Raw genomic sequence first — 24,035 nt, 5'->3', positions numbered from 1 at the left:
TCACGATAACGGCGGCCGCACCCGCCCGAGATGCTCACCGGGTGATCCGAAAAGCCACGTCGCCCCGTGCGCCCGCTTGAAATAGCGGTGCGCCGGATGCTCCCAGGTGATCGCGATCCCGCCGTGCAGCTGGATCATCTCGCCCGCCACCGTCGCCAGCGCCTCCGAGCAATGCACCTTCGCCACCGCGGCCAGTCTGCTCGACTCCGGAGCCGCGTAGGCCGCCGAACGCGCGGTCTCCACCAAGACGTGCAGGTCCGCCATGCGATGCTTCAAAGCCTGGAATCCGCCGATCGGCCTGCCGAACTGGTGCCGTTGCCTGCTGTACTCCACCGTCAGCTCGAACGCCCGCGCCGCCGCCCCGGCCTGCTCGGCGGCGAGGACAGCGCACGCGACATCGCGCAGTGCGGTGAGATCGACCGGGCCGAGCAGCCGGGCAGGGGAGTGGTCGAAGGCCACGCGGGCCAGTCGCCGGGTCTCGTCCATCGCCGGGGTCCGCACGGCGCGGAAATCGGAGACCTCGTACAGTGAACCGTCGGCCATGACCAGCATGATCTCGGCCTCGTCGCCGTTGAGGACGTAATGCGCCTCACCATCCACAGTGGACTCGGTGACGTGGCAGGCAGGGACGGACCATCGGCCATCGGCATCGGCCCAGGCGACCGCGCCGACGACACCTTCGGCGAACCGGGGGAGCAGCCGTTCACAGGCCTCGGAGTCGCCGGTGGCCAGGACCGCGTGCACGGCGAGGACGGCCGAGCCGAGGAACGGGACGTCGGCGAGAACCCGGCCCAGTTCTTCGGCGACCACCTGCATTTCCGTCGTCCCGGCACCGAGGCCGCCGAACCGTTCGGGAACGGCCAGCGCCGCAACACCGATCTGTTCGCACAATTCCGGCCAGGGTTCCGCTTCCCGGTCCAGCAGTTTCCGGACGCTGTCCCGCAGCGCGTCCTGCTCGGCGGTGAAGGTCATGACAGCACCCGTTCCCGATGGAATCGCGGCGTGCCCCAGGCACCGGCCAGCGCGCGGACGCGGGTCAGCCGCAGCCCGAGTGCGTGTTCGGCGGTGTAGCCGATCGCGCCGTGCACCTGCAGTCCGGTCCGGGCGGCGAGGTGCGCCGCGTCGCCGCAGGCCACCTTGGCCGCGGAGACGTCACGCGGGTCCAGGGTGACGGCGGCGCCGAACAGCAGCGGCTCGGCCAGCGTGAGCGCGGTCGCGACGTCGGCGAGCAGATGCTTGATCGCCTGGTATCCGCCGATCTCCCGCCCGTATTGTCTACGTCGCGCGGCATACGCCACGGACGTGTCGAGCAGCCACCGTCCCGCGCCCAGGAGGTGCGCGGCCGTGGCCAGGCAGCCCAGCGCGAACGCGCGATCCACGTCGAGTGCCGTGCCGAGATCATCACCGGCCTTCGGCGCGAACAGCCGCCGTGAACCATCTACAGAGGACAGGAGAGGGCCTGGAGTGAACGCCCGCAGCCTGCCGTTCTCGACCGCGAGACGCGCGTCGGCGACGTCGGAGTCCAAGGCGTACGGCACCTGCGGCGCGAACGCCACCGACGCCAGCGTCTCGCCGGACGCGACCGAGGTCAGCAGTTCGTCGTCCAGCAAGGACGGCAGCACGGCCACGGTGTCGGTCCATGGGCCGGGAACGCAGTGGTAACCCAGCCGTTCGAAGGCGACGGCCAGATCGACCGGGGTGGCGCCGAGCCCGTCGTACTTTTCGGGGACCGCCAACGCGGTCACGCCGAGTTCCGCCAGCCGCCGCCAGATCTTGAGGCCCCGCCCCGGATCGCCCGCCGCCCAAGACCGGTTGGCCATGTCGGTGTCCAAACTCGACAGAAGGTCGTGCAAGCTGTGGGAGAACTGCTCTTGCTCTCCGGAGAGCGCGAACCTCATCGAGTCCCCTTCGGCAGGCCGAGCAGCCGTTCGGCGACGATGGACCGCTGGATCTGGTCGGTCCCGCCGTAGATCGGGCCCGCCAGCGAGAACAGCCATCCGTCGCTCCACCGGCCGCGGAGTTCGGCCTCGGGGCCCAGGATGTCGAGCGCGGTCTCGTGCAGGGCGACGTCGAGATGTGACCAGAACAGCTTGTTGACACTCGACTCGGGCCCGAGTTCGGCGCCGTCCGATAGGCGAGTGACCGTGCCGAGGGTGTACAGCTGGTAGGCCCGCGCGCCGATCCACGCGTCGGCGACCCGGTCGGCGGTGTGCGCCGGGCGTCCGGTATCGCGCCAGAGCGAGACCAGGCGGTCGGCCGCGGCGAGGAACCGGCCGGGACTGCGCAGGGACAGGCCGCGTTCGTTGTTCGCCGTCGTCATCGCGACCCGCCAGCCCTCGCCCGGTCCGCCGATCACATCCTCGTCGGGGACGAAGACGTCGTCGAAGAAGATCTCCGCGAACCCCGGCTCGCCGTCCAGCTGGGGGATCGGCCGGACGGTGACCCCGTCGGACCGCAGATCCACCATCAGATAGGTGAGTCCCTTGTGCCGTACCGAATCCGGATCACTGCGGAAGAGGCCGAAGGCCCGGTCGGCGTACGTCGCCCGTGAACTCCACGTCTTCTGCCCGCTGACCCGCCAGCCGCCGTCGCAGCGGGTCGCGGTGCTCCGCAGCGCGGCGATGTCGCTGCCCGCCTCGGGTTCCGACCAGGCCTGCGCCCAGACCTGCTCCGAGCGAGCCATTTTCGGCAGGACGCGGCGTTGCTGCTCTTCCGTGCCATGGGAGAACAGGGTGGGCGCGAGCATGAAGATGCCGTTCTGGTTGACCCGCAGCGGTGCTCCCGCCGCGTAGTACTCCTCCTCGAACAGCACCCACTCCAGAAGGCTCGCGCCCCGCCCGCCGAACTCGCGCGGCCACGAGACGACCGACCATCGGGCGTCGGCCAGTTTCGCCTCCCACTCTCGGTGCTGTGCGAAACCCTCGGCGGTGTCGAACGACTTCAGCGGTTCGACGGGAACGTTCGAGGCCAGCCAGGCGCGGGCTTCGTCCCGGAAGGCGAGCGTGCGTTCGTCGAGATCGAGATCCATCACGAGGTCCTGTTCGCGTCCCGCATCGAGCGCGCGTCCTGCCCGCCCAAGGAATCACCGCCGGACACTTCGGCGTTGTGCGCGTGCGCGAAGTGATGCAAGCCGAAGGCGGAGTCCATTCCGGACCGGAGTCCCATCAGGTCCTCGGCCTGGTTGACGGCCTTCTTGGCGAGTGCGAGACCCATCCGCGGCATCACGGCGATCTTCTCCGCCAGCGCCATCGTCTCGGTTTCGAGCTCGGCCCGTGCGACGACCCGGTTCAGCATGCCCCATTCCTTGGCCTGCTGTGCCGTGAACCGTTCGCCGGTGAACAGCACCTCCTTGGCCGCACGTGGACCGAGGACCCAGGGATGCGCGAAGTACTCCACGCCGGGAATTCCCATCCGGACCACGGGATCGGCGAAGAACGCGTCGTCGGAGGCGACGATCAGGTCGCACACCCACGCCAGCATGAGCGCGCCCGCGATGCACGCGCCCTGCACACTCGCGATGGTCGGTTTCGGGATCTCGCGCCACCGGCGGCACATGCCGAGGTAGACCTCCGACTCACGAGCGAATCGCTGGTCACCGCCCTCCGCACCGACATGGTCCCACCACAGCACGGCCTTGCGCTCGAAGGAGACGTCCACGTCGCGTTCCGGGGTCCCGATGTCGTGCCCGGCGGAGAAATGCTCACCGGCCCCGGCCAGCACGATCACCTTGACCTCGGGATCGTCCACGGCGCGGGTGAACGCCGCGTCGAGCGCGTAGGTCATCGCCGAGTTCTGCGCGTTCCGGTACTCCGGCCGGTTCATCGTGACGACGGCCACCGGCCCACGCCGCTCGTACTCGACGGTCATCCGTTCTCCTCCCGCAAAACGCGTTTCAGGACCTTCCCCGACAGAGTGCGCGGTAGCTCGGCCACGACGTCGACAAAGCGAGGAAGCTTGTAGTTGGCCAATTCACGCTCGCAGTACGTCAAGATGTCCTCTGTGGACAGGTCGGCGCCGGGTCGCAGCCTGACGAACGCCTTGCCGACCTCGCCGAGCCGCTCGTCGGGCACGCCGATGACGGCCGCTTCCGCGACACCCTCCAGCCGGCCGAGCACCTGCTCGACCTCGGCCGGGTAGACGTTGAATCCGCCACAGACGTACATGTCCTTGATCCGGTCGACGATCTTCAGGTAGCCGCGTTCGTTCAGCACCCCGACGTCACCGGTGTGCAGCCAGCCTTCGGCGTCGACGGCTTTCGCGGTGGCCCCGGGATCGTCGAGATAGCCGAGCATCACGTTCGGCCCGCGCAGCAGGACTTCGTCGTTCTCACCGAGTTTGACCTCGAACCCGGCCGTCGCCCGGCCGGAGAAGTTCGACACCAGTTCCGCGTCGTCCTCGGGACGGGACATGGTCGCGACGACGGCTTCCGTCAGCCCGTAGGCGGTGAGCACGGCGTCGAACCCCAGCTCCGACCGCATCCGCTCGACGAGCGGGACCGGCACCGGGGCGGCGCCGGTGACGGCGAGCCGCAGGCTGGACAGGTCGTGGTCCGCGCGTTCGGGCGCGTCCAGCAGCACCTGGTAGATCGTCGGCGCGCCGGGAAGCACGCTGACGCGCTCGGTTTCGATGAGCCGCAGGGTCTCCCGGACGTCGAAGGTGCGCTGCGGCAGGATGGCCGCGCCGCGCAGTACCGCGGCCAGGATGCCCGCCTTGTATCCGAAGGTGTGGAAGAACGGGTTGAGCACGAGATAGCGGTCGTTCTCGGTCAGGCCGCCGCATTCCGCCCAGGCCTCGGCGACGCTCAGTGCCTGTCGATGGCTGCTCATCGCGCCCTTGCTGCGGCCGGTGGTCCCCGAGGTGAACAGGATGTCGCTGATGTCGCCTGGTCGCGCCGGACTGACGAAATCGCCGTCAAGATCGGCCAGCGCGTCCCATTCCGTGACGCCGTCGACCGGGTCTTCGACGCCTTCGACGGGAATGCGCAGCACGGTCCCGGGGCGGGCCGGGCCGAGGTCCGCCAGTCTGTCCGTGCCGAGGAAGGCGCCGGTGATCGCGAGCGCGGAAACGCGTGCGCGGTCAAGGATGTCCAGGGTCTCGCGCGCGGTGAACCGGGTGTTGACCGGGACGAGCGTCGCGCCGGCGTACAGCGCGCCAAGTCCGGCGACGACCCAGTGCCAGGTGTTCGGGGAGCACAGCGCGACCCGTTCGTGGCCCTCGAAGAACCGGGCGGCCTGCCGCACGCGGCGCGCGAGTTCGGCATAGGTGAGCCGGACTTCGCCGTCGACGAGGGCTTCCAGTCCGGCGAAGCGGTCCGCGGCCCGGTCGAGCGCCGCCGGGATGGTTCCTTCGACCATTGAAGTCTCCCTAGCAAGTGCTTGGTAGGGTAGCCTACGCAGCAGGCTCTGGTTTGGCTAGAGGAGGCGTGCGTGACCCAGGACGGCTTTCGCGACCGTGTGCGCACCTGGCTGGCGGAGAACCTGCCGCCGGACTTGCGCGGCTTGGGCGGTCCGGGGCGGGAGCACGAGGCCTTCGACGAACGCGTGGAGTGGGAACGGCGGCTCGCGGCGGCGGGGTGGACCTGCGTCGGCTGGCCGGTCGAGTACGGCGGGCAGGGCGCGACGCTCGAACAACAGGTCGTCTTCCACGAGGAGTACGCGCAAGCGGGGGCGCCGGCGCGGGTGAGTCATCTGGCGCAGGAACTGCTGGGCCCGACCTTGATCACGTTCGGCACGCCGGAGCAGCGAAGCCGGTTCCTGCCGTCGATCGTGGCCGTGGAGGAACTGTGGTGCCAGGGCTATTCCGAGCCCGGTGCCGGTTCCGACCTCGCCGCGGTGTCGACCACCGCGACCCTCGATGGCGACGAATGGGTGCTGCGCGGCCAAAAAGTATGGACGTCGCTAGCTCAGGTGGCCGACTGGTGTTTCGTCCTCGCCCGCACCGAACCGGGCTCGAAACGCCATAAAGGACTGTCCTATTTGCTCGTTCCGATGCGGCAGCCCGGCGTCGAGGTCCGCCCGATCAAGCAGCTCACCGGAACGTCGGAGTTCAACGAGGTCTTCTTCGACGGTGCCCGCACCGCCAAGGATCTCGTCGTCGGGGAGCCGGGCGACGGCTGGCGGGTGGCGATGGGCACGCTCGCCTTCGAACGCGGGGTGGCGACGCTCGGGCAGCAGGTCGGATTCCGCCGGGAACTCGAAGAACTCACCAGGATCGCACCGGACGACCCGGCCATCGCCGAGCGGATCGACCGCGCCTGGGTCGGCCTGGAGGTCATGCGGGCGCACGCGATCCGCACCCTCGGCGACTCGTCACCGGGGGTGGCCGAAGTGTCCAAACTGGTCTGGGCGAATTGGCACCGGGAACTCGGTGAGCTGGCGATGCTCGTCCGCGGCGCCCGGGGCGTGCTGGCCGAAGACGGCCTCGACGCGTGGCAGCGGCTTTTCCTCTTCACCCGCGCCGACACCATCTACGGCGGCTCCAACGAAATCCAGCGCAACGTCATCGCCGAGCGGGTGCTCGGGCTTCCCCGGGAGGTACGACCTTGATTCCGCTTCCGAAGTATCCCGAAGGGGCGAACCTCCTGCGGAACAAGGTGGTCGTGGTGACCGCGGCGGCCGGGACCGGGATCGGGTCCGCGGTGGCGAAACGCGCGCTGGAGGAAGGCGCCCGCGTCGTGCTCAGCGACTGGCACGAACGGCGGCTCGCGGAAAAGGCGGCCGAACTCGGCGACGTCCACGCGATCGCTTGCGATGTGACACAGGAGGAGCAGATCCAGGCGCTCCTCGACGGCGCCGCCGAGCGTTACGGCCGGATCGACGTGCTGATCAACAACGCCGGTCTCGGCGGCACCAATTCCATAGTGGACATGGCCGACGACGAATGGGCACGGGTCATCGACGTGACCCTCAACGGCACGTTCCGCGCGACGAGAGCCGCGGTGAACCGGTTCATCGCCCAAGGCGGCGGCGGGGTGATCGTCAACAACGCTTCGGTGATCGGCTGGCGCGCGCAGGCGGGGCAGGCGCATTACGCGGCGGCGAAGGCGGGCGTCATGGCGCTCACCCGGTGCGCGGCCGTCGACGTCGCCGAACACGGCATCCGGGTCAACGCCGTCGCGCCGAGCCTGGCGATGCATCCGTTCCTCGCCAAGGTGACCAGCGAGGAGCTGCTCACCGAACTCACCGCGCGCGAGGTCTCGGGGAGGGCGGCGGAACCCTGGGAAGTGGCGAATGTGATGGTGTTCCTAGCCAGTGAGTACTCGTCGTACCTCACCGGCGAGGTCGTGTCCGTCAGTTCCCAGCATGCGTGAGGTAGCGATGAAGTCCAGTCCAGGGTCCCGCCGCGCCGAACTGCTCGCCCTCGCGGCGAAGCTGTTCGCGGAGCGCGGTTATGTCTCCACCACCGTGCGGGACATCGCGGACGCGGCCGGAATCCTTTCGGGCAGCCTCTACCACCATTTCGACTCGAAGGAGTCGATGGCCGACGAGATCCTCACCGGCTTCCTCGACGAACTCTTCGGCGCCTACGCCGAGATCGTCGCGGAAGGAAAGGGACCGAGGGAAACCCTCGAAGCCGTTGTCGTGGCGTCGTTCGAATCCATTCACCGCCGGCCCGCCGAGGTGGCGATCTACCAGGCCGAAGCGAAACACCTGATGCAGTTGCCGCGATTCGGCTACCTCGCCGATCGCAACACCGAATTCCGCGAACTGTGGAACGGGATCCTCACCGACGGCATCGCTGCGGGCGCCTTCCGCGAGGACCTCGACGTCGAACTCACCTACCGGTTCATCCGCGACACCGTCTGGGTGGCGGTGCGCTGGTACAACCCCGGCGGCACGCTCGGCGCGGACGACGTCGCGCGGCAATACCTCGGGATCCTGCTGGACGGAATCGCGACGAAGACAAGGAGGCGCCGTGGCCGTGTCGATGAGCCCTCGGCGGGAAAACGTATCTCGGGCTGAGGCATATGTGCTGGACGCGGTCCGGACCCCGGTCGGCAGGCGCGGGGGATCGCTCAGTGCCGTCCATTCCGCCGATCTCGGCGCCCACGTCATCCAGGCCGTCGTCGAGCGAGCGGGGGTCGAGGCCGATCTGGTCGACGACGTCATCCTCGGCTGCTGTGACACGCTCGGGCCGCAGTCCGGGAACATCGCGCGGACCGCGTGGCTCGCGGCGGGCTTCGGCCATCATGTGCCGGGCGTGACGATCGACCGCCAATGCGGTTCGAGCCAGCAGGCCGTGCACTTCGCGGCGCAGGCGGTGCTGTCCGGCACGATGGACCTCGTCCTCGCGGGCGGCGTGCAGAACATGAGCGCGATCCCGATCAGCGCGGCGATGCTGGCCGGACGGGAGTACGGCTTCGACGATCCCTTCTCCGGTTCGAAGGGCTGGCAGGAACGGTACGGCAGCGTCGAGGTCTCGCAGTTCCGCAGCGCCGACATGATCGCCGAGCACTGGGATCTGACCCGCGAGGCGATGGAGGAGTACGCCTTCCGCAGTCATCAGCGGGCGATCGCGGCCATCGACGAAGGCCGCTTCGCCGCCGAGATCGCGCCGTTCGCCGGTGCCGGCCTGGACGAGGGGCCCAGGCGCGACACCAGTCTGGAACGGATGGCCGGGCTGAAACCGCTGAGCGAGGGTTCGCGCATCACGGCGGCCGTGGCCAGTCAGATCTCGGACGGTGCCAGCGCGACCCTCATCGCGTCGGAGAAGTTCGTCGAGGAGCACGGTCTCACGCCCCGCGCGCGGATCCACCATCTTTCGGTGCGGGCGGCCGATCCGGTGTGGATGCTGACCGGGCCGATCCCGGCGACCGCGCACGCGCTGCGGAAAACCGGGCTGAGTATCGACGACATCGACCTGTTCGAGGTCAACGAGGCGTTCGCGAGCGTGGTTCTGGCGTGGATCGAGGAGATGGGCGCCGATCCCGAACGCGTCAACGTCAACGGCGGCGGTATCGCCCTCGGTCATCCCATCGGGGCGACCGGGACGAAACTGTTCGCGACCCTGCTGCACGAACTCGAACGGCGCGGCGGGCGATACGGGCTGCAGACGATGTGCGAAGGCGGCGGGACGGCGAACGTCACGATCATCGAGCGGCTCTGATACCCCACACGCCGAGCGCCAACGCGCTGAAACCCGCGCCCAGCAGGCAAACGCCGGTCCAGCCCGCGAAGGCGTAGACGATCGTGGAGCCGATGGCGCCCAGGCCGCTGCCGACCGAGTAGAAGATCATGTAGCCGCCGATCAGCCTGCTGCCGGCGTCCGGCCGGAGCGGGTAGATCAACGTCTGGCTCGTGACGTGCACGGCCTGGACGGCGAAATCGAGCAGGATCGCGCCCGCCGCCAGTGCCCAGAGCGATCCGCGCGTGAAACCCAGCGGCACCCACGACATCAGAAGGAGGCCCAGCGCCGTCCCGGTCGTCCACTGGGCCCGGCCGCGGTCCGCGAGCCGTCCGGCCGGCGCCGCCGCCAGCGCGCCCGCCGCGCCTGCCAGCCCGAAAGCGCCGATGACGGTATGCGAGTAGCCGTCTTCGGTGAGCGGTAAGGCGACGGAACTCCACAGGGTGCCGAACGCGGCGAAGATCAGCAGCGCGAGTGTCCCGCGCAGGCGGAAGACCGGCTCCCGGACGAAGAGGGACACCGTGGAACGCAGCAGCCGCCCGTAACGCAGCCGCTCTCGGGCGGGGACCGAGGCAGGCAGCACGCGGTACAGCACGATCGCGATCAGCACTGTCACACCGGCGGAGGAGAGGTACACGGCGCGCCAGCCCGCGACGTCGGCCAGCGCGCCCGACACCGTGCGCGCGAGCAGGATCCCGAGCACCACGCCGGTCGTCACGAGCCCGACCACGCGCCCGCGTCCGGCGGGAGCGGCCAGTGACGCGGCGAACGCGACGAGGATCTGCGTGACGACCGCGAGCACCCCGATCGCCGCCATCCCGGCGAGCAGGACCGCGCCGTTCGAGGCGGTCGCGGCGACCAGTTCGGCGACGGCCAGCGCCGTCAGCTGCCCGACGACGAGCCGACGGCGGTCGAGCAGGTCCCCGAGCGGGACCAGGAGGAACAGGCCGAGGCCGTAGCCGAGCTGGGTGAGCGTGACGATGGCCCCCACCGTCGACGCGGCGATACCGAGCTCGGCGCCCATGGTGACCAGCAGTGGCTGGGCGAAGTAGATCGTGGCGACGGCCGTCCCGGCGGCCACGGCGAACAGCAGGACGACTCCGCGGTGCACAGACCCTCCAAGCGGGTTCAAAGTGGTTTCAACTTGATACCACTGGGACGGTAGGGCACTCCGGTTGTAAGATGCAACCATGGTGAAGAGGACGACGTTCGACGAAGCTTCGTGCCCGGTGGCGCGTTCGGTCGACACGATCGGCGACTGGTGGTCACTGCTGATCGTGCGCGACGCCTTCGACGGCGTCCGCCGGTTCGGTGAGTTCCAGCGCGGTTTGGGCGTCGCGAAGAACATCCTGTCCGCCCGGCTTCGCGCGCTCGTCGCGCACGGCGTGCTCGACGTGGTCCCGGCTTCGGACGGGAGCACCTACCGCGAATACGTCCTGACGGCGAAAGGACGGGACCTGTTCCCGGTGATCGTCGCGTTGCGACAGTGGGGCGAGGCGCATTTCTTCGCCGCGGACGAACCTCGTTCGGAATTGGTGGACCGCGACGGACGGCGTCCGCTGCGGGCGCTCGAGGTCCACGCCTCCGACGGACGCGTCGTCGGGCCGGAAGACACGGTGGTCCTGAAAGTGCCCTCGTGAATGGTGTTGACGTTTATCGAGGGGAAAGACAAATGTGGCGTGTTCCGTGCCCTATCGCGACTCGAATGGTGTCCCGGATGACGGCCGAGCGGTGACCGATTCTGACCGGTGTGTGGAAATAGGGACACTCAACGTCTCTGCCCATGCCCTGTAGGGGGATGCCACGTTTGCCTTATCTCTCAGAAGAACCGTTATTACCACCAACAAGAACAGAAGGGGCCCTCACAGGTGAGTCAAAGCCTGGAAGGGCCCCGCCTGCTGCGGAGAGCCGGAATGCGAGACCCGACGGTGCCCGAATCACCATCGGTCCCGGTTTTCCCGGCGTCCCCAAGGGGTGGCGGTGGGCGCGGAGGCCCAGCGACCCACCGCCACCTGGTGGGACCGCGGCCGCCGCGCGCGGCCCCGGTCCTCCTCGCGTACCCGGGTCACCCGGCGGGAACGCGAGCCCAGGGCATCTCTTCCTGCGCGGGAACGGCCGCGGTCGGCGTCTCCGACAGGAAGTCCCGCTCGAACGGGGCCAGGATGTCCTCGCCGATGCTCGCCGCTCCGGCGAACGACGGCTCCGCGGGAGCGGGCGTGGGGAACACCGGCTCGGGCACCGGCAGCCGCCGGTCGAGTTCGGCGGTCCAGTGGATCATCGCCTTCGGCCGGTCCCAGCCCGCCGCGCCGATGAGCCTGCCGTCGCGGACGAAACCGGTGACCCCGTCGGAAAGTTCGATCGTGTCCTTGCCGAGCGATGGCATCCCGACGGTTTGCAGCCGCGCGTCGTACAGCGACGACCAGGCGCGGGGGAGCGGGGTGTACGGCCGCGCGTTGCCCCGGCCCAGCATCAGGCTTTCCGCCGCCGCCCGCCCGGATTCGACGCCGTTCATCCAGTGCTCGACCCGGCGCGGGGTCTCGTCGATCCGCAGGTTCGGCCATTTCGCGATGTCACCGGCGACCACGACGTCTTCCGCCCCGACGGCGAACAGCGTGGATTCGCACAGGACACCGTCGTCGATGGTCAGTCCCGAGCCGCGCATCCAATCGACGGCGGGCACGCTGCCGATCGACAGCACCACGCAACTGGCGACCAGGAACTGGTTGTTGGTCAGGTGCAGCCCGACCGTCTCCTTGGTACTGATCCAGTTCCGCACCTCGGTGTTCATCGCCAGTTTGGCGCGATGGTGCTGATGCTCCTTCGTCAGCGCGTTCGCGATCCGCTCCCCGAAGCGGTGCAACGGCGCCTTCGCGTGGCCGATGAGGGTGACGTCGCGGCCCATGTACCGCATCGAAGCGGCGAACTCGTTCCCGATCAGGCCGCTGCCGATCACCACGACGGATTTGTTGCTGTTCCCCAAGGCCCGCCGGACGGCGAGGGAGTCCTCCACCGTGCGCAGCACCCGGACGCGGGGGTCGTGGCGCGGTGAGCCGGGAAGATGCCGGGGATAGACCCCGGTCGCGAGGATCAGGCCGTCGTACCAAAGGGATTCCCCGCCAGGCAGGTACACCGTGCGTTCCTTGGTGTCGAGCCAGGTCGCACGGGTGCCGAGTCGCCAGTGGACATCCAGGTCGAGGTAGGGCTCCAGACTCGCCGCCACCGGTTTCACCCCGCCGGTGATGAGTTCCTTCGAAACCATCGGCCGGTGGTACGGCTTCCGCGGCTCATCACCGACCAGCACGATCTCGCCGTCGAAACCGAGTTCTCGCAGGCGTTCCGCGGAGCGGAAGCCGGCGACGCCCGCGCCGACGATGACGATCCGATCTCCGTCACTCATCGTCGTACGCCCCTTCTCCCTTGACTCTGATGGCCTGTTTGGGGCAGAGCCGGGCGGCGGAAATGGCCTGATCCAGACCGTCCCGGTCGACCATCCGGCGGATGCGGAGCTTGCCGTCCGGTCCGATCTTGAACGTGGCGGGCGCTTCCATCTCGCAGAAGCCGAAGATCTCGCACCGCTCGTTGTCGACGCTGACGCGAGTGCCGCGCCGTACGCTTCCGAAGATCATTTTTTCGTTTCTCCAAGTCTTTTCGCGGCCGCTAGACCAGTTCCTCGACCAGGCCCAGTCGTTCGAGGTACCGGGTGGGCGTGAACCGCAGCGCGGTCAGCAGTACTGCGGGGACCAGCAGCGTGATCCCGCCGAACCACAGCAGGCCGAGATGTCCGTTGGCCATGGCACCGAAGAACGAATGCAGCGCCGTGATCGCGACCGCCGGATAGGCGAGCCGGTGGATCCACAGAAAGCGCCGGTAGGAACTGAAGCGGCTGATCCCGCCGGTCAGCGCCACGGCGATCATGACCTCGAGCCCGACGACGCCGAGTTCGTGCCGCGCCAGCGTGCCCGGCAGGAGCGGAATCGAGATCTGCGCCAGGGTGAAACCGTCGGGCAGGAACAGGAACGACATCGCGTGCACGACACCGAACGACAGGGTCAGGATCCCGAGCACCATATGCGAGTTGCGCAGCGCTTTGCGCCCGGTCAGCGACTTGATCCAGCCGGTCGCGGTGAACACGCCCCAGCACAGGGTGAGACACATGAAGCCGTACGAGATCCGGGCGGAGGTCTGTGCCATGCCCTTGATGCCGGGGTCGGTGTCCGTTTTCTGGGTCAGGACGATCACCACCTCGGACCACTGGTCAACCATTGATCTCTCCTGGGGCACTGGGAACCGGTTCTGGTTCGGTTGCGGCCGCGCGTTCGCGGGTCCGGGTGTTCTTGCTGCGCAGGGTCCGGATGGCGAAGAAGAGCCCGCCGCCGAGCGCCACCGCGAGCACCAGGCCGAGGGCGAACTCTCCGAAACCGACGTCCATGGCGGCGTTGGCCGTGTTCGACTGCGGTACCGGCGCTTCCGGCATCAGCGACTGGTCGACCACGCCGGTGCTCTCCAGCAGGGTCATGTGCCGCAGCACCGCCTGGTTGGCCGTGGTGGCGTAGTCGCGGACGACGTCGTTGCGGGTACCGGCCCTGATCTGCGCGATGATGGGGAAAAGCACACCGTGCGCGTAGCGGAGCCGGTTGGCGAAGATCCGGTCGAACTCGCTGTCGTCGCGGGCGGCCTTCATCTCGCCGAGCCACGCCGACTGCTGATCCGAAGGCTCGCGCGGCAGGGCGATGCCGAAGCGGTCGGCGATCGCGTGCGTCGCGGTGTCGAGCCTGCCGTGATCGATCATCAGCGCCCGGCCGACTTCGCGGGTCCGCCGGCTCTTTCCGCGTTCCTGCGCCCACATCCCGGCCGGCATTTCCCACAGCCCGGCCAATTTGACGTTCACGATCAGGTTCTTGTCCGCGGCGGTGAGCTCTTGGGCGTGCGCGTCGTCGACGGGGCCGAGCAGGGTCACCGAGGTGATCGTCAGCAGGACCAGCAGCAGACGGGAAAACCGGGAGAGGTCAGATGCCGAGGTCATCGGCCTGCCAGTTGTCCGCGGTGAGCAGCACTTTCGTGCCGTCGGGCTTGACGGGGAACCACGCGTCGTCGGCGCCTTGCCCGTCGGTGTTGCCGGGCATCGCGTCCTTGGCATAGCGATAGAGCGGCCAGCCCGCCAGCGTGACCTGATCGGTCCCGTCGTCCCTGGCCACGGTGCCGACCAGGGTGCGATCGATCCCGGTCACCACGAGATCGCCGCCCGCCTTGGCGGGAATCCAGGTCCGCGCGCAGGTGCCGGTGCAATTCGATCGGGGCGGGTTCACCGTGTCCTTGTCGTAGCGGTAAAGGGTGAAGCCATTGGTGTCGGTGACCATCGGGCCGAGGTCGAACAGTTTCGCCGCCGTGAGACCGGGGGCTGGTTCGGCCGAGGGGTCGGGCATTCCCGGGATTTCCGCCGCGCCGGCGGCGGGGGCCGCGCCCGGAGTGCCGTTCGGTCCCGCGGTACCGGTGGTGCAGGCCGCGATCGACGCGATCGCGGCCAACGTGAGGGTCAGAGGTATGACCGAGCGTGACACGGGGTTCACGGAAATCCTCCTGTCGGGGCCAGAGGAGAACGCCATCGCCGCGGGGCGATGGTGTGGAGGCGCGTTGAACTCCACTGTGGACAGTGGGGATCCACGGTGGTATCGGCGGTGCGGGGGACAGCGCCGGGTCGGGGTCTTCGGTAGGGGATACGGTCACGAGTGGAGAACGGTTCAAAAAACTTTCCACCGTGCCAGAACCGGGGCGGACCGGTTTTGGTGCTGGACTTATCGCCCTCGGGCACACAAAGATGTGCCGCGTGGGACGCCACTCTCGGATACTGCAGCCAATAGTCGATCATGAACCCGCTTCGAACGGGCATGACGACCTCATCAGGGCGTTGTACCAGGAGTTCGGCTCGAGCCTGATGGCGTTCGTGCTGAAGCTGACCGGCCACGATCGCCAGTGGGCCGAGGACGTGGTCCAGGAGACGCTCATCAAGGCGTGGCGCAATGCCGGCAAACTGGACCGGCAGCCGGAAATGCTGCGCGCCTGGCTGTTCACCGTGGCCAGGCGCATCGTCATCGACGGCTGGCGGAGCCGGAGCGCCCGCCCTCAAGAGGTGGAGGAACTGGAGTCGGATTCGATCGGCGTACCGGACGAGTCGGAGAAGACGCTCGCGGCCATGATCGTTTACGAGGCCCTGCGCAATCTTTCCCCGGAGCAACGAGAAGCCGTCCAGCAGACCTATCTGCGTGACCGCACCGTGAACGAGGTCGCGGCGACGCTGGGGGTTCCGCCGGGTACGGTGAAATCGCGGATCCACCATGCCGTGCGCGCGTTGCGCAGGGCGCTGCAGGAGCGGGGGTGAGCGAGGTGTCCGGAGCGCCGCACACGGATATCGCCGCCTACGTGCTGGGCGTCCTCGGCGAAGAGGACCACGCCAGGTTCGAGGCGCATCTGCTGGAGTGCCCCGAGTGCCAGGTCGAGCTGGTGGAGATGTACCACCTGCCCGACATCCTGGACATGGTGAAGAAGAGCTGGCCGGACCCACCCGTGAAGGGCCCCGGGCCGCGGGTGTTGCGGATGCTGCTCGCGGACGCCGCCAAGGCGGGCCGCCGTCGCAAGATCATCCGGCTCGCCACGGCCGCCGCCGCTCTCGTGCTGATCGTCGGCGGACCGCTCACCGTCCTTTCGGTCACCGACCGTGAACCGGTCATCACGCAGGCCGCGCCCAGCGTTGTCACTTCGGTGCCGACCTCGACGCCGCCGCGGGAGACCGGTCCGGACGGCGGCGCCGCCCCCTTCGGCTGGTCCGAGGCGGGCAACGCGGTCGCCGCCGAGGTCACGGTCCAGGAGAAGGAATGGGGCAGCGCGGTCGAACTCGAACTGCGCGGCCTCACCGGGCCGATGACGTGCCAGCTTTTCGCCTACTCCCACGGCGGAGACGCCTACGTCGTCAACAACTGGAGCGTGCCGTCCAAGGGATACGGCGTTCCCGGTTCCCCGGACCCCCTCGTCGTCACCGGTTCGACGGCGTTGCAGAAGGCCGACATCGAACGCTTCGAAGTCCACAAGCAGGACGGCACCGTCCTGGCCATCGTGCGCCGATAGCTTTATAACGGAACGATAACGGCGAGATCGCGTTTTGAACCGTCCTCCGGGTGGAGCCGTATTTCTCAGTAGCCGGATCTGGATCGGCGGGCGGACAGCGGGTCCGCCGCGAATTCGGTAATCGGCGTATTCGACAAATGCGTGGCTCATGACTGGGCTCCCATGCTTTTTAGGGTGCCTGGAAACGAATGAGGTGAGCAAGTCAATGACACGAAATCAAGGGCGCCATCGTATCGCCCGCAGGACCAAGATCGCGACCGCGTTGCTGGGCCTGTCGATCGCGGTCGGTGGGCTGGTGGTGTCCACCACGACCGGCGACTCCGACAGCGCCGCCGCGGACGAGGTGGACAAGTCGCTCTTCGTGGACATCACCAAGGTGCGGCCGAACGTCGACAAGCCGGAGCCGGGGCGGAACGCGTCCACGGGCTCGTTCACCGTCGACTGCGGCAAGAACGAGAACGGGCACTTCAATCCCGACAACTTCATCGCGCAACCGGGAATCCGGAACGGAGCCCAGCATCTGCACGACTACGTCGGGAACCTTTCCACCAACGCGGATTCGGACAACGAGAGTCTCCTGGGTGCCGGCACCACCTGTGAAAACGGTGACGAGTCGGCGTACTTCTGGCCGGTGGTACGGATCGACACCGAAGAGGAGGGCGAGCAGAACCAGGCCGCGCTGGAGGAGCCGGACGCGGACAACGAACTCGCCGGCAACGACGGCGAGATCCAGCGTCCCGCGACCGTCGACATCACCTTCAAGGGCAACGCCCGGGAAAAGGTGAAGGAGATGCCGAAGTTCCTCCGAATCCTTTACGGTGACGCGAAAGCCACCGCGAACGGCCCCGTCAACGCGCGGAAGAGCTGGACCTGCACCGGCTCCGAGGACAGGCTTGTCAAGCAGTACCCGATCTGCCCCGAGGGCAGTGACGTCAAGCGGGTGCACACCTTCCCGAGCTGTCTCGACGGCAACGACATCGACAGTGAGAACCACCGGGACCACATCAAGTACCCGAACGAGAACGGCGAATGCGCGAACGGTCTGACCGCCGTCCCGGAGCTCACCGTCTCGCTGACCTACAAGATCCCGCGGGCGATCCAGATAGCCGGACAGTACAAAGTGGACTCCTTTCCCGAGGAGGACCACAACCCCTTCTCCGATCACGACGATTTCGCGAACGTGATGTCGGAGCAGATCATGGATCGCCTCGTCGATTGCGTCAACGGGGGCCGCAAGTGTCGCGAATGAATCGCTGACGACTGTTTACAGTGTGCCTATTGGCACGCTCATGTCCTTGTGTGCCAACGTGAATGCGCATGACAGAAACTTCATAGTGACCGGCGTCACGTAATATTCTTTCGCTGGAACAGGCGACAATGGCGGCTGATCGGGTTTATCGTTCAATTCAGAACAGCGCGCGAAGTCCACAACTCCAGCGGAGACTTCCCGAATTGATCGGGACTCAGGCGTCCTCGGCTCACTCCGACGGCCGGGGCGGTTCAACGGAAGCGAGAACCGGCGAACAGGAGGAAGATACTCCGGCCCGGCGGGTCCCCCCTTACACCTCACCCACCCGCCGGGCCGGCCTTACTCGGAAACCGATCGACACAACTGAAGAACGCTCCGCAAGCGTTTACCGGCCCTGACGGTGGGCTTCCCGAGGGAAGCTCACCCTCAGGGCTTTTTTCGGTAGGTTGGCGGCCATGGGTGAGCAGAAGGACCGCATGCTGCGCGGCGAGTTGTACCGGGACAACGATCCGGAACTGGTCGCGGACCGCAGGCGCGCGCAGGCGCTCGTCGACCGGTTCAACGGCACGGGTGCCGAGGAGACCGGTGAGCGGGACACGATCCTGCGCGAGCTGCTGGGAAAACTCGGCGAGGGATCCTGGATCATGCCGCGATTCCAATGTGACTACGGCTACCTGATCGAGATCGGCGCCAACAGTTTCCTCAACTACGACGCCATTCTGCTCGACTGCGCCCCGATCAAGATCGGCTCAGACTGCTCGATCGGCCCGCGTTGTCAGCTGCTGACCGCGCTGCATCCCATGGAAGACCACGAACTGCGACGAGCTCGCTGGGAGTCGTCCGCCCCGATCACCATCGGTGACAACGTCTGGTTCGGCGGTGGCGTCATCGTGTGCGCCGGGGTCACCATCGGAGACGACACCGTGGTGGGCGCGGGCAGCGTCGTCACGCGCGATCTGCCGTCGAAGGTGTTCGCCGCGGGCAACCCGGCGCGGGTCATCCGCGAGCTTTGAGCGGCCGGTTCACCGGATGGCGGGCGTGATGCGCGTGCGCCTGATGTGCTCGAACACCATCGACGTGCGCACGTCGGCCACTTCGGCCCGTTCGGTCAGTTTGTCGATGACGAAGGCGTAGAGGCTTTCGTTGTCGGGGACGGCGACGTGCAGGATGAAGTCCTCGGTCCCGGTCGTCACGTAGAGCCCGACGATGTCGGGGAGGGTGTTGACCCAGTTCCGGAACGCTTCGATGTTCCGCCGCGACGGCGGCCGCACCCGGACGGCGATGAGCGCCTGCACCCCGCGGCCGATCGACGGGAGATCCACGTCCAGCAGCGCGCCGCGGATGACGCCGCGTTCACGCAGGCCGCGGGTCCGGTCCAGCGCGGTGGTCGGCGAGACCCCCACCGCCGCGGCCACTTCGCGGTTCGTCTTCCGTGCGTCCGACTGCAATTCCGCCAGAATCGCCTGATCAAGTTCGTCCAACCGCGCCATGGGACACCTCCTGCCGTATTAAGTACGAACACGGTGGACTCTAGTCGTATACCCACCTAGCTTGGCCCTGTTCGTCCGTTGATGTGAGCAGGAGATCAGCTGAATGTCCGAGTACGGTACGGCCATCGGGTTCGCCCCCGAGGAGATCGATCCCACCACGTCCACTCGATCGGCCCGGTTGAAGTGGGTGGTCGTGGTCAACAGCGAGTTGCCGCCGGGGCGTGCGGTGAACGCGGCCGTCTGCACGGCCGTCGCCACCGCGAAGATCGTGACGGGGCTCCTCGGAGAAGACGCGTTCGACGCGGACGGAACGCGGTATTCGGGGCTGCCGTGGACCGGCTGCTCGATCCTGGTGGCCGACGCCGCGCGACTGCGGGCCATCCGGGCGAAGGCCGCGGCCTCGCCGGGGTGCCACGTCTCCGACATGCCCGCGATCGCGCAGCAGATCCGCGTCTACGCCGATTTCCTCGCGACGATGAAGGAGATCCCGACCGAGGAGATGGACTTCTGCGCGATCGGGATCGTCGGGCCGCGGAACCGGATCGACAAGCTCGTCGGGAAGCTGCCGCTGATGCCGTGACCAGGTGCCCGTTTAGTCCTCTACTTGCGTGCCGGACGGAGGTCACCGCTGTCACAGCCGCACCACCAGCCAGCCCGGCGGCGCGTGAAGGCTCCTTCCCTCAGTACATGAAGGCCCCCCTTCACTGCGCCTAGCGCCAGGAAGGGGTCCTTCATGTACTCAACAGCCGGCGGAGAAGGGTCCCGCAAGACTCACGGGCACGCCTGCTCAGCCTTCGAGGAGGTCGCGCAGCGCTTCGGTGAACTGGGCGGGGTTCCGTTGCGGTGCGAGATGGGCCCCGGGCATCTCGGTGAACGGCAGTCCCAGTTCCAGCGCGAGGATCTTCGCGGGCTGGTAGTGGTAGTGCCCTCGGCTGCCGACGCCCGTGACCGGGAAGATCTCGGTCTCGACCCTGCGCAACGTCCGCAGATCCGGCAGGTAGTCGAGGATCTCGGACAGCTCGCGGCCGAACAGCCGCTTCCAGTCCTCCTCGTTCGGCAGCCGGATCGCGCGCAGTTCGGGCAGCGCGGCGCCGGCGATACCGTCGGTGAACCGTTTGAACGCCCCCATCAGGTCGCCCGCCTGCGCGAGCCGGACCTGCGCGTTGGCCTCGTCGAGCCAGCCGAGCGCGTCCGGCAGCAGCTGGACGGCGGGGGGCTCGTGGGCGACCAGCACGCTCACCGCCTCCGGGTGGCGGGCGACGAGGTCGAGGCCGATGAGCGCGCCCGCGCTGGTCCCGAACACCAGCGCGGGCCCGCCACCGACATGCTGGAGGACGGCGTAGGCGTCATCGGCCTGCTTCGGGACGCTGACCGGGCCGGTGCTGGTGTCGGTGCTCCGGAAGTGACCGCGCCGGTCGTAGGTGACGACCGTGTAGTCCTCGGCGAGCAGCTTCGTCATCGCCCGGAAGGTGTCCGCCGAACCGAGCCCACCGGCGATCAGGAGCAGAAGCGGCCCTTCGCCGGTACTGCGGACGTACAGCTCACCGTCCTCGACCGGACAACGACTCTCCGAGATCATGGCCGAAGTCAAGCACAGCGCGCTCGCCCCGTTACCCGGAGCCCAGCCGCCGCAGGATGCCCGTCGCGTCGGCCACGATGGTCTCGATCAGCTCGCCGACGGCGGGCAGGTCGTCGAGCAGGCCGACGACCTGCCCGGACGCCAGCACCCCGGCGCTCCGGTCGCCCTCGACCAGTCCGGCGCGCAGCAGCATCGGCGTGTTGGCGGCCATCAGCACCTGCGACCAGGTCCGGTCGCCACCGCGTTTCATCCGCAGCCCTTCGGTGGCCAGCGAGCGCCACGACAGCCCGCTCAGCTTCCGGAACTTCGCGGCGTTGCGGACGGCCCTGGCCAGCCCGCGCACCGGCCCGGCGGATTCGAGCGCGTCGACCAGCTCCGTCCGGAGGACGCGATGCGGCATCCCGTCCACCTTGCGGGTGACGACGGTGCCGTTGAGATCACGGGTGAGATAAGCCTGTTTGATCTCCTCGGGGACGGTGCTTTCCTTCGTGAGGAGGAACCGGGTGCCCATGGCGACCCCGGCCGCCCCGTAGGCGAGCGCGGCGGCGAGCCCGCGGCCGTCGAAGAATCCGCCGGCCGCGACCACGGGGATGTCCACGGCGTCCAGCACCGACGGCAGCAGCAGGGTCGTCGCCACGCCGCCGGTGTGCCCGCCGCCTTCACCACCCTGCACGATGACGGCGTCCGCGCCCCAGCCCGCGACCTTCTCCGCGTGCCGCGCCGCGCCGACCGACGGGACGACGAGGACGCCGTTGTCCTTCAGCCGCGCGATCATGCCCTTCTTCGGCGCCAGCGCGAAGGAGGCGACGCGAACTTCCTCGGTGATGAGCAGGTCGACCCGGCGTGCGGCGTCTTCGGCGTCCGCGCGGAGATTGACGCCGAACGGCCGCGACGTGCGGCTCTTGACCTCCTTGATCGCGGCGGCCAGTTCGTCGTAGGTCATCGTCGCGGACGCGAGGATGCCCAGGCCGCCCGCCTCCGCCGTCGCGGAGACGAGCCGCGGCCCGGCGACCCAGCCCATGCCGGTCTGCACGATCGGATGCCGGATCCCGGCCAGTTCGGTCAGCGCGGTCTTCACGACGGGACTTCCTTGTCCCGCACCGACTTCGGATCCAGACTGTGCCGGATCAGCAGCAGCTCGGACTCGGTCGGGAGCCGGGATTCGGTGACGTCGTCGGTGCTCAGCGGGAACGACGTCGCGGCGACGACCTCGTCCACGGAGACCCCCGGGTGCACGGAGAGCAGCCGCGGCGCGTGGTCTTCGCCGCCGAAGTCCAGGACTCCGAGGTCGGTGACGACACGGTGGACGTCGTGATGCCGCAGCCCGGCCGCGCGGGCCCTGGCGTACCCGACGCCGGACACGACGTCGACCTGGTCGACGAAGACACGCTTGCTGTGGCGCGGAACCCAGTAGCTCGTGCGGTGATTGGCGGTGTTGCCCGGTCCGCCGCGTACGCCGAGAAGTTGTTTCTTCGGCCGGGAATGATCGCCGATCGCCGAGATGTTCTGGTTGCCCTCGCGGTCGATCTGGTTGGCGCCCATCACCACATGGCGTTTTCCGCGCGGTACCACGGTGTCGAGCACCTTGCGGAACGGTTGCCAGCCTTCGACGACGGCTTCGGACGTCATCAGATACGCCTCGCCGTCGGACAGCAGGATGTCCGGTTCGAAGGTCAGCCTGGCGAGCCGGGCGCCCAGTGACGGGACGAAACCCATGGGGCTCACCACGATCTCACCGTCACCGCGGAACAATTCGGCGCAGGCCACGACGGCGACCTCGGCGCGGGTGATGTCACTCATGCGGACGCCCCGAATCCGGCGACGGCCTTCTGGTAGTGCGCTTCGTCCCCGGAAAGGAACCTGTCGACGAAGACCCGCCAGGCGTCGGGATCCTTGGCCGCCTCGGCGTAGTGGCGCTGGAAACGTTCGTCCCGTCCGTAGTCCGGGACGGCGGTGGTGAAATGCGCGCCGTTCGGTGTCTCGGCGACGCCGGTGACGAGCATCCGGCTCAACAGCAGGCTTTGTACCGGTCCCGCTTCGGTGAGCTCGGCCGTGTCCACGATCTTTTCCGTTGACACGTAACACTTGTCGGCGGCCAGTGCGAACAGTTCGTCGAAGTAGGGATCCGGTCCGAGATACTGTGCGTTGCCCCGGGCGTCGGCGCGGTTGAGGTGGACGAAGGCCGCGTCGAGCTTGAGCGCGGGCACGGCGAGCAGTTCTTCGGCGTCGTCATAAGGGGAGCGCACCGTGCGCAAGGACGGGTTCAGGTCCATGACGCCGGAGCCGAGTCCGGCACGCGTCGGCAGGAAGGGAAGCCGTTGCGCCGCGGCGGAAAGGCCGGTGCCGAGGACGCCTTCGTCGTATTCGGTGACGGCGATCGTCCCTGATTCCCTGGCGCGGGAGAACCATGGGTCGTACGGGATCGAGTCGAGCGTGACGAACCCGAAGACCAGGTGTCCGATCTTACCCGCCGAGGCCAGCAGCCCGACGTCCGGACCGCCGTAGGAAACCACGGTGAGATCCTTGACCGGCGAGCGCAGGATCGCGCGCACCAGCGCCATGGGCTTGCGCCGGGACCCCCAGCCGCCGATCCCGATCGTCATCCCGTCGGTGAGTTCGGCGACGATCTCGTCCGGCGTCATCCGCTTGTCGGCCATCACTTCCCCTTGCTGTCCAAGAACTCCTGGCGCGCGCCGTCGGAGACGCCGGCCAGGTTGAGTTCGAAGGTGAATCCCTGCTCGAACCGATAACTGCGGTGCACGGGCTGGACGTCGATGCCGTTGATGGCCTGCTTCGCCGCGCGGATCACGCGAGTGTCCTTCGCCGCGATCTGCCGCGCCACCCCGAGCGCGGTCTCGTCGAGTTCTTCGCGCGGCACCACCGCGTAGACCGAACCGTGGTGGTGCAATTGCGCCGCGGTGATCGTCGAAGCCGTGTAGTACAAGGCCCGCATCAGGTGCTGGGGGACCAGCCGCGCGAGATGGGTCGCCGCGCCCAGCGCGCCGCGATCGACCTCGGGGAGCCCGAAGGTCGCGTCCTCGCTCGCGACCACGATGTCCGCGTTGCCGGCCAGACCGACCCCGCCGCCGAGACAGAAACCCTGCACCGCCGCGATCACCGGGACCGCGCAGTCGTAGACGGCGGAGAACGCCGCCGCGCAGCCTTCGTTCGCGCCGATCAGCGCGCCGTAACCCGGATCGCGCTGGATCTCCTTGATGTCGACGCCGGCGTTGAACCCGCGGCCTTCCGCGCGCAGCACCACGACATGCGTCGCGGGATCGCGCCCGGCGTCGGTGAGGGCGGAAGCGAGGGCGAACCACCCCTTCACACTCAGCGCGTTCACCGGGGGCGCGTCGACCGTGACCACGGCGATGCCGGGCTCCGGTGAATGGGTGGAGACGCTCATCGTGCACCCTTCCGCTACCAAACCTAGCACTTGCTTGGTACGTTAGCAGGGCGTCCGGCCCGGGTACAG

27 protein-coding genes are annotated in these 24,035 nt (G+C 68.1%); 10 read left to right on the top strand and 17 right to left on the bottom strand.

The annotated features are described in order from the left end of the window. The 5 genes from AVL48_RS17155 to AVL48_RS17135 are packed head-to-tail and all read right to left on the bottom strand — an operon-like array spanning position 1 to position 5,354. The gene (locus AVL48_RS17155; protein ID WP_061987312.1) at positions 1-972 is read right to left on the bottom strand and encodes an acyl-CoA dehydrogenase family protein; all 972 of its coding nucleotides are present in this window, start codon (positions 970-972) and stop codon (positions 1-3) included. Next, positions 969-1,898: an acyl-CoA dehydrogenase family protein gene (locus AVL48_RS17150; protein ID WP_061987310.1), complete on the bottom strand. Its 930-nt coding sequence runs from the start codon at positions 1,896-1,898 to the stop codon at positions 969-971. Before AVL48_RS17150 ends, AVL48_RS17155 begins: the two co-directional genes overlap by 4 nt. Beyond that, positions 1,895-3,028 carry an acyl-CoA dehydrogenase family protein gene (locus AVL48_RS17145; protein WP_061987308.1) on the bottom strand — a complete coding sequence of 378 codons (1,134 nt, stop codon included), beginning with the start codon at positions 3,026-3,028 and terminating at the stop codon, positions 1,895-1,897. The genes AVL48_RS17150 and AVL48_RS17145 overlap by 4 nt, the downstream gene beginning before the upstream one ends. Further along, the gene (locus AVL48_RS17140; protein WP_061987306.1) at positions 3,028-3,867 is read right to left on the bottom strand and encodes an enoyl-CoA hydratase; all 840 of its coding nucleotides are present in this window, start codon (positions 3,865-3,867) and stop codon (positions 3,028-3,030) included. The genes AVL48_RS17145 and AVL48_RS17140 overlap by 1 nt, the downstream gene beginning before the upstream one ends. Then, positions 3,864-5,354: a FadD3 family acyl-CoA ligase gene (locus tag AVL48_RS17135; protein ID WP_061987304.1), complete on the bottom strand. Its 1,491-nt coding sequence runs from the start codon at positions 5,352-5,354 to the stop codon at positions 3,864-3,866. The genes AVL48_RS17140 and AVL48_RS17135 overlap by 4 nt, the downstream gene beginning before the upstream one ends. A gap of 72 nt (positions 5,355-5,426) precedes the next feature. Between AVL48_RS17135 and AVL48_RS17130 the strand changes: the two genes are divergently transcribed. From AVL48_RS17130 to AVL48_RS17115, 4 genes are read left to right on the top strand one after another with little or no spacing between them, the layout of a single operon-like run. After that, positions 5,427-6,545, top strand: a complete 1,119-nt coding sequence (locus AVL48_RS17130; RefSeq protein ID WP_061987301.1) for an acyl-CoA dehydrogenase family protein — start codon at positions 5,427-5,429, stop codon at positions 6,543-6,545. Further along, entirely contained in the window at positions 6,542-7,309 is a 768-nt protein-coding gene (locus tag AVL48_RS17125; protein WP_061987300.1) for an SDR family oxidoreductase, read from the top strand. The genes AVL48_RS17130 and AVL48_RS17125 overlap by 4 nt, the downstream gene beginning before the upstream one ends. A 7-nt stretch (positions 7,310-7,316) precedes the next feature. After that, positions 7,317-7,961, top strand: coding sequence for a TetR/AcrR family transcriptional regulator (locus tag AVL48_RS17120; protein WP_061987298.1), 645 nt, complete (start codon positions 7,317-7,319; stop codon positions 7,959-7,961). Beyond that, positions 7,927-9,105 carry an acetyl-CoA C-acetyltransferase gene (locus AVL48_RS17115; protein WP_061987383.1) on the top strand — a complete coding sequence of 393 codons (1,179 nt, stop codon included), beginning with the start codon at positions 7,927-7,929 and terminating at the stop codon, positions 9,103-9,105. Before AVL48_RS17120 ends, AVL48_RS17115 begins: the two co-directional genes overlap by 35 nt. On the opposite strand, the gene AVL48_RS17110 is transcribed toward AVL48_RS17115, so the two are convergent. Further along, positions 9,089-10,234 (bottom strand): MFS transporter, encoded by a 1,146-nt coding sequence (locus AVL48_RS17110; protein ID WP_061987296.1) that lies wholly within the window; start codon positions 10,232-10,234, stop codon positions 9,089-9,091. The two genes, AVL48_RS17115 and AVL48_RS17110, sit on opposite strands and share 17 nt — an antisense overlap. A gap of 79 nt (positions 10,235-10,313) precedes the next feature. Between AVL48_RS17110 and AVL48_RS17105 the strand changes: the two genes are divergently transcribed. Beyond that, entirely contained in the window at positions 10,314-10,763 is a 450-nt protein-coding gene (locus AVL48_RS17105; protein ID WP_061987294.1) for a winged helix-turn-helix transcriptional regulator, read from the top strand. 425 nt (positions 10,764-11,188) lie between these two features. Here AVL48_RS17105 and AVL48_RS17100 read toward each other — a convergent pair whose 3' ends face one another. From AVL48_RS17100 to AVL48_RS17080, 5 genes are read right to left on the bottom strand one after another with little or no spacing between them, the layout of a single operon-like run. After that, positions 11,189-12,520 (bottom strand): NAD(P)/FAD-dependent oxidoreductase, encoded by a 1,332-nt coding sequence (locus AVL48_RS17100; RefSeq protein ID WP_061987292.1) that lies wholly within the window; start codon positions 12,518-12,520, stop codon positions 11,189-11,191. Next, positions 12,513-12,749 (bottom strand): ferredoxin, encoded by a 237-nt coding sequence (locus AVL48_RS17095; RefSeq protein WP_005164337.1) that lies wholly within the window; start codon positions 12,747-12,749, stop codon positions 12,513-12,515. The genes AVL48_RS17100 and AVL48_RS17095 overlap by 8 nt, the downstream gene beginning before the upstream one ends. Positions 12,750-12,780: 31 nt before the next feature. Next, a complete protein-coding gene (locus tag AVL48_RS17090) occupies positions 12,781-13,386 on the bottom strand; it encodes a ferric reductase-like transmembrane domain-containing protein (RefSeq protein WP_061987290.1) in 606 nt (201 codons plus the stop codon). Continuing rightward, a complete protein-coding gene (locus tag AVL48_RS17085; RefSeq protein WP_061987288.1) occupies positions 13,379-14,146 on the bottom strand; it encodes a DUF4142 domain-containing protein in 768 nt (255 codons plus the stop codon). Before AVL48_RS17085 ends, AVL48_RS17090 begins: the two co-directional genes overlap by 8 nt. Beyond that, positions 14,130-14,690, bottom strand: a complete 561-nt coding sequence (locus AVL48_RS17080) for a hypothetical protein (RefSeq protein WP_061987286.1) — start codon at positions 14,688-14,690, stop codon at positions 14,130-14,132. The genes AVL48_RS17085 and AVL48_RS17080 overlap by 17 nt, the downstream gene beginning before the upstream one ends. A gap of 257 nt (positions 14,691-14,947) precedes the next feature. On the opposite strand from AVL48_RS17080, the gene AVL48_RS17075 reads away from it, so the two are divergent. The 4 genes from AVL48_RS17075 to AVL48_RS17060 all read left to right on the top strand — a co-directional run bounded on the left by AVL48_RS17075 (position 14,948) and on the right by AVL48_RS17060 (position 18,504). Next, the gene (locus AVL48_RS17075) at positions 14,948-15,499 is read left to right on the top strand and encodes a sigma-70 family RNA polymerase sigma factor (RefSeq protein ID WP_034317190.1); all 552 of its coding nucleotides are present in this window, start codon (positions 14,948-14,950) and stop codon (positions 15,497-15,499) included. Further along, the gene (locus AVL48_RS17070; protein WP_061987284.1) at positions 15,496-16,242 is read left to right on the top strand and encodes an anti-sigma factor family protein; all 747 of its coding nucleotides are present in this window, start codon (positions 15,496-15,498) and stop codon (positions 16,240-16,242) included. Before AVL48_RS17075 ends, AVL48_RS17070 begins: the two co-directional genes overlap by 4 nt. A gap of 205 nt (positions 16,243-16,447) precedes the next feature. Continuing rightward, positions 16,448-17,491 carry a DUF1996 domain-containing protein gene (locus tag AVL48_RS17065; RefSeq protein ID WP_061987283.1) on the top strand — a complete coding sequence of 348 codons (1,044 nt, stop codon included), beginning with the start codon at positions 16,448-16,450 and terminating at the stop codon, positions 17,489-17,491. A gap of 455 nt (positions 17,492-17,946) precedes the next feature. Next, the gene (locus AVL48_RS17060; protein ID WP_061987281.1) at positions 17,947-18,504 is read left to right on the top strand and encodes a sugar O-acetyltransferase; all 558 of its coding nucleotides are present in this window, start codon (positions 17,947-17,949) and stop codon (positions 18,502-18,504) included. Positions 18,505-18,513: 9 nt separating this feature from the next. Here AVL48_RS17060 and AVL48_RS17055 read toward each other — a convergent pair whose 3' ends face one another. Beyond that, positions 18,514-18,981, bottom strand: coding sequence for an Lrp/AsnC family transcriptional regulator (locus tag AVL48_RS17055; protein ID WP_061987279.1), 468 nt, complete (start codon positions 18,979-18,981; stop codon positions 18,514-18,516). Between the two features lie 103 nt (positions 18,982-19,084). Here AVL48_RS17055 and AVL48_RS17050 point away from each other — a divergent pair, with 103 nt between their 5' ends. Beyond that, positions 19,085-19,561 (top strand): DUF2000 domain-containing protein, encoded by a 477-nt coding sequence (locus AVL48_RS17050; protein WP_061987277.1) that lies wholly within the window; start codon positions 19,085-19,087, stop codon positions 19,559-19,561. A gap of 207 nt (positions 19,562-19,768) precedes the next feature. Here the strand turns inward: AVL48_RS17050 and AVL48_RS17045 are convergent, their stop codons facing one another. The 5 genes from AVL48_RS17045 to AVL48_RS17025 are packed head-to-tail and all read right to left on the bottom strand — an operon-like array spanning position 19,769 to position 23,966. Next, a complete protein-coding gene (locus tag AVL48_RS17045; protein ID WP_061987275.1) occupies positions 19,769-20,560 on the bottom strand; it encodes an alpha/beta fold hydrolase in 792 nt (263 codons plus the stop codon). A 31-nt stretch (positions 20,561-20,591) separates the two neighbouring features. Further along, entirely contained in the window at positions 20,592-21,638 is a 1,047-nt protein-coding gene (locus AVL48_RS17040; RefSeq protein WP_061987273.1) for an NAD(P)H-dependent flavin oxidoreductase, read from the bottom strand. Then, positions 21,635-22,360, bottom strand: coding sequence for a CoA-transferase subunit beta (locus AVL48_RS17035; protein WP_061987271.1), 726 nt, complete (start codon positions 22,358-22,360; stop codon positions 21,635-21,637). The genes AVL48_RS17040 and AVL48_RS17035 overlap by 4 nt, the downstream gene beginning before the upstream one ends. Continuing rightward, positions 22,357-23,217, bottom strand: a complete 861-nt coding sequence (locus AVL48_RS17030; RefSeq protein WP_061987269.1) for a CoA transferase subunit A — start codon at positions 23,215-23,217, stop codon at positions 22,357-22,359. The genes AVL48_RS17035 and AVL48_RS17030 overlap by 4 nt, the downstream gene beginning before the upstream one ends. Beyond that, complete coding sequence (locus tag AVL48_RS17025) at positions 23,217-23,966, bottom strand: enoyl-CoA hydratase family protein (RefSeq protein ID WP_061987267.1); 750 nt, start codon at positions 23,964-23,966, stop codon at positions 23,217-23,219. Before AVL48_RS17025 ends, AVL48_RS17030 begins: the two co-directional genes overlap by 1 nt. Positions 23,967-24,035 lie beyond the last annotated feature (69 nt).

Source organism: Amycolatopsis regifaucium (genome assembly GCF_001613935.1).
In the GTDB taxonomy this organism is placed as follows: Bacteria; Actinomycetota; Actinomycetes; order Mycobacteriales; family Pseudonocardiaceae; genus Amycolatopsis; species Amycolatopsis regifaucium.
This window is presented reverse-complemented; position numbering and strand designations above follow the sequence as displayed.

Coding starts and splice junctions, on each gene's coding strand:
- AVL48_RS17155 (WP_061987312.1), bottom strand. CDS start 972: ATGACCTTCACCGCCGAGCAGGACGCGCTGCGGGACAGCGTCCGGAAA.
- AVL48_RS17150 (WP_061987310.1), bottom strand. CDS start 1,898: ATGAGGTTCGCGCTCTCCGGAGAGCAAGAGCAGTTCTCCCACAGCTTG.
- AVL48_RS17145 (WP_061987308.1), bottom strand. CDS start 3,028: ATGGATCTCGATCTCGACGAACGCACGCTCGCCTTCCGGGACGAAGCC.
- AVL48_RS17140 (WP_061987306.1), bottom strand. CDS start 3,867: ATGACCGTCGAGTACGAGCGGCGTGGGCCGGTGGCCGTCGTCACGATG.
- AVL48_RS17135 (WP_061987304.1), bottom strand. CDS start 5,354: ATGGTCGAAGGAACCATCCCGGCGGCGCTCGACCGGGCCGCGGACCGC.
- AVL48_RS17120 (WP_061987298.1), top strand. CDS start 7,317: ATGAAGTCCAGTCCAGGGTCCCGCCGCGCCGAACTGCTCGCCCTCGCG.
- AVL48_RS17115 (WP_061987383.1), top strand. CDS start 7,927: ATGAGCCCTCGGCGGGAAAACGTATCTCGGGCTGAGGCATATGTGCTG.
- AVL48_RS17105 (WP_061987294.1), top strand. CDS start 10,314: ATGGTGAAGAGGACGACGTTCGACGAAGCTTCGTGCCCGGTGGCGCGT.
- AVL48_RS17100 (WP_061987292.1), bottom strand. CDS start 12,520: ATGAGTGACGGAGATCGGATCGTCATCGTCGGCGCGGGCGTCGCCGGC.
- AVL48_RS17095 (WP_005164337.1), bottom strand. CDS start 12,749: ATGATCTTCGGAAGCGTACGGCGCGGCACTCGCGTCAGCGTCGACAAC.
- AVL48_RS17090 (WP_061987290.1), bottom strand. CDS start 13,386: ATGGTTGACCAGTGGTCCGAGGTGGTGATCGTCCTGACCCAGAAAACG.
- AVL48_RS17085 (WP_061987288.1), bottom strand. CDS start 14,146: ATGACCTCGGCATCTGACCTCTCCCGGTTTTCCCGTCTGCTGCTGGTC.
- AVL48_RS17065 (WP_061987283.1), top strand. CDS start 16,448: ATGACACGAAATCAAGGGCGCCATCGTATCGCCCGCAGGACCAAGATC.
- AVL48_RS17060 (WP_061987281.1), top strand. CDS start 17,947: ATGGGTGAGCAGAAGGACCGCATGCTGCGCGGCGAGTTGTACCGGGAC.
- AVL48_RS17055 (WP_061987279.1), bottom strand. CDS start 18,981: ATGGCGCGGTTGGACGAACTTGATCAGGCGATTCTGGCGGAATTGCAG.
- AVL48_RS17050 (WP_061987277.1), top strand. CDS start 19,085: ATGTCCGAGTACGGTACGGCCATCGGGTTCGCCCCCGAGGAGATCGAT.
- AVL48_RS17045 (WP_061987275.1), bottom strand. CDS start 20,560: ATGATCTCGGAGAGTCGTTGTCCGGTCGAGGACGGTGAGCTGTACGTC.
- AVL48_RS17035 (WP_061987271.1), bottom strand. CDS start 22,360: ATGAGTGACATCACCCGCGCCGAGGTCGCCGTCGTGGCCTGCGCCGAA.
- AVL48_RS17030 (WP_061987269.1), bottom strand. CDS start 23,217: ATGGCCGACAAGCGGATGACGCCGGACGAGATCGTCGCCGAACTCACC.
- AVL48_RS17025 (WP_061987267.1), bottom strand. CDS start 23,966: ATGAGCGTCTCCACCCATTCACCGGAGCCCGGCATCGCCGTGGTCACG.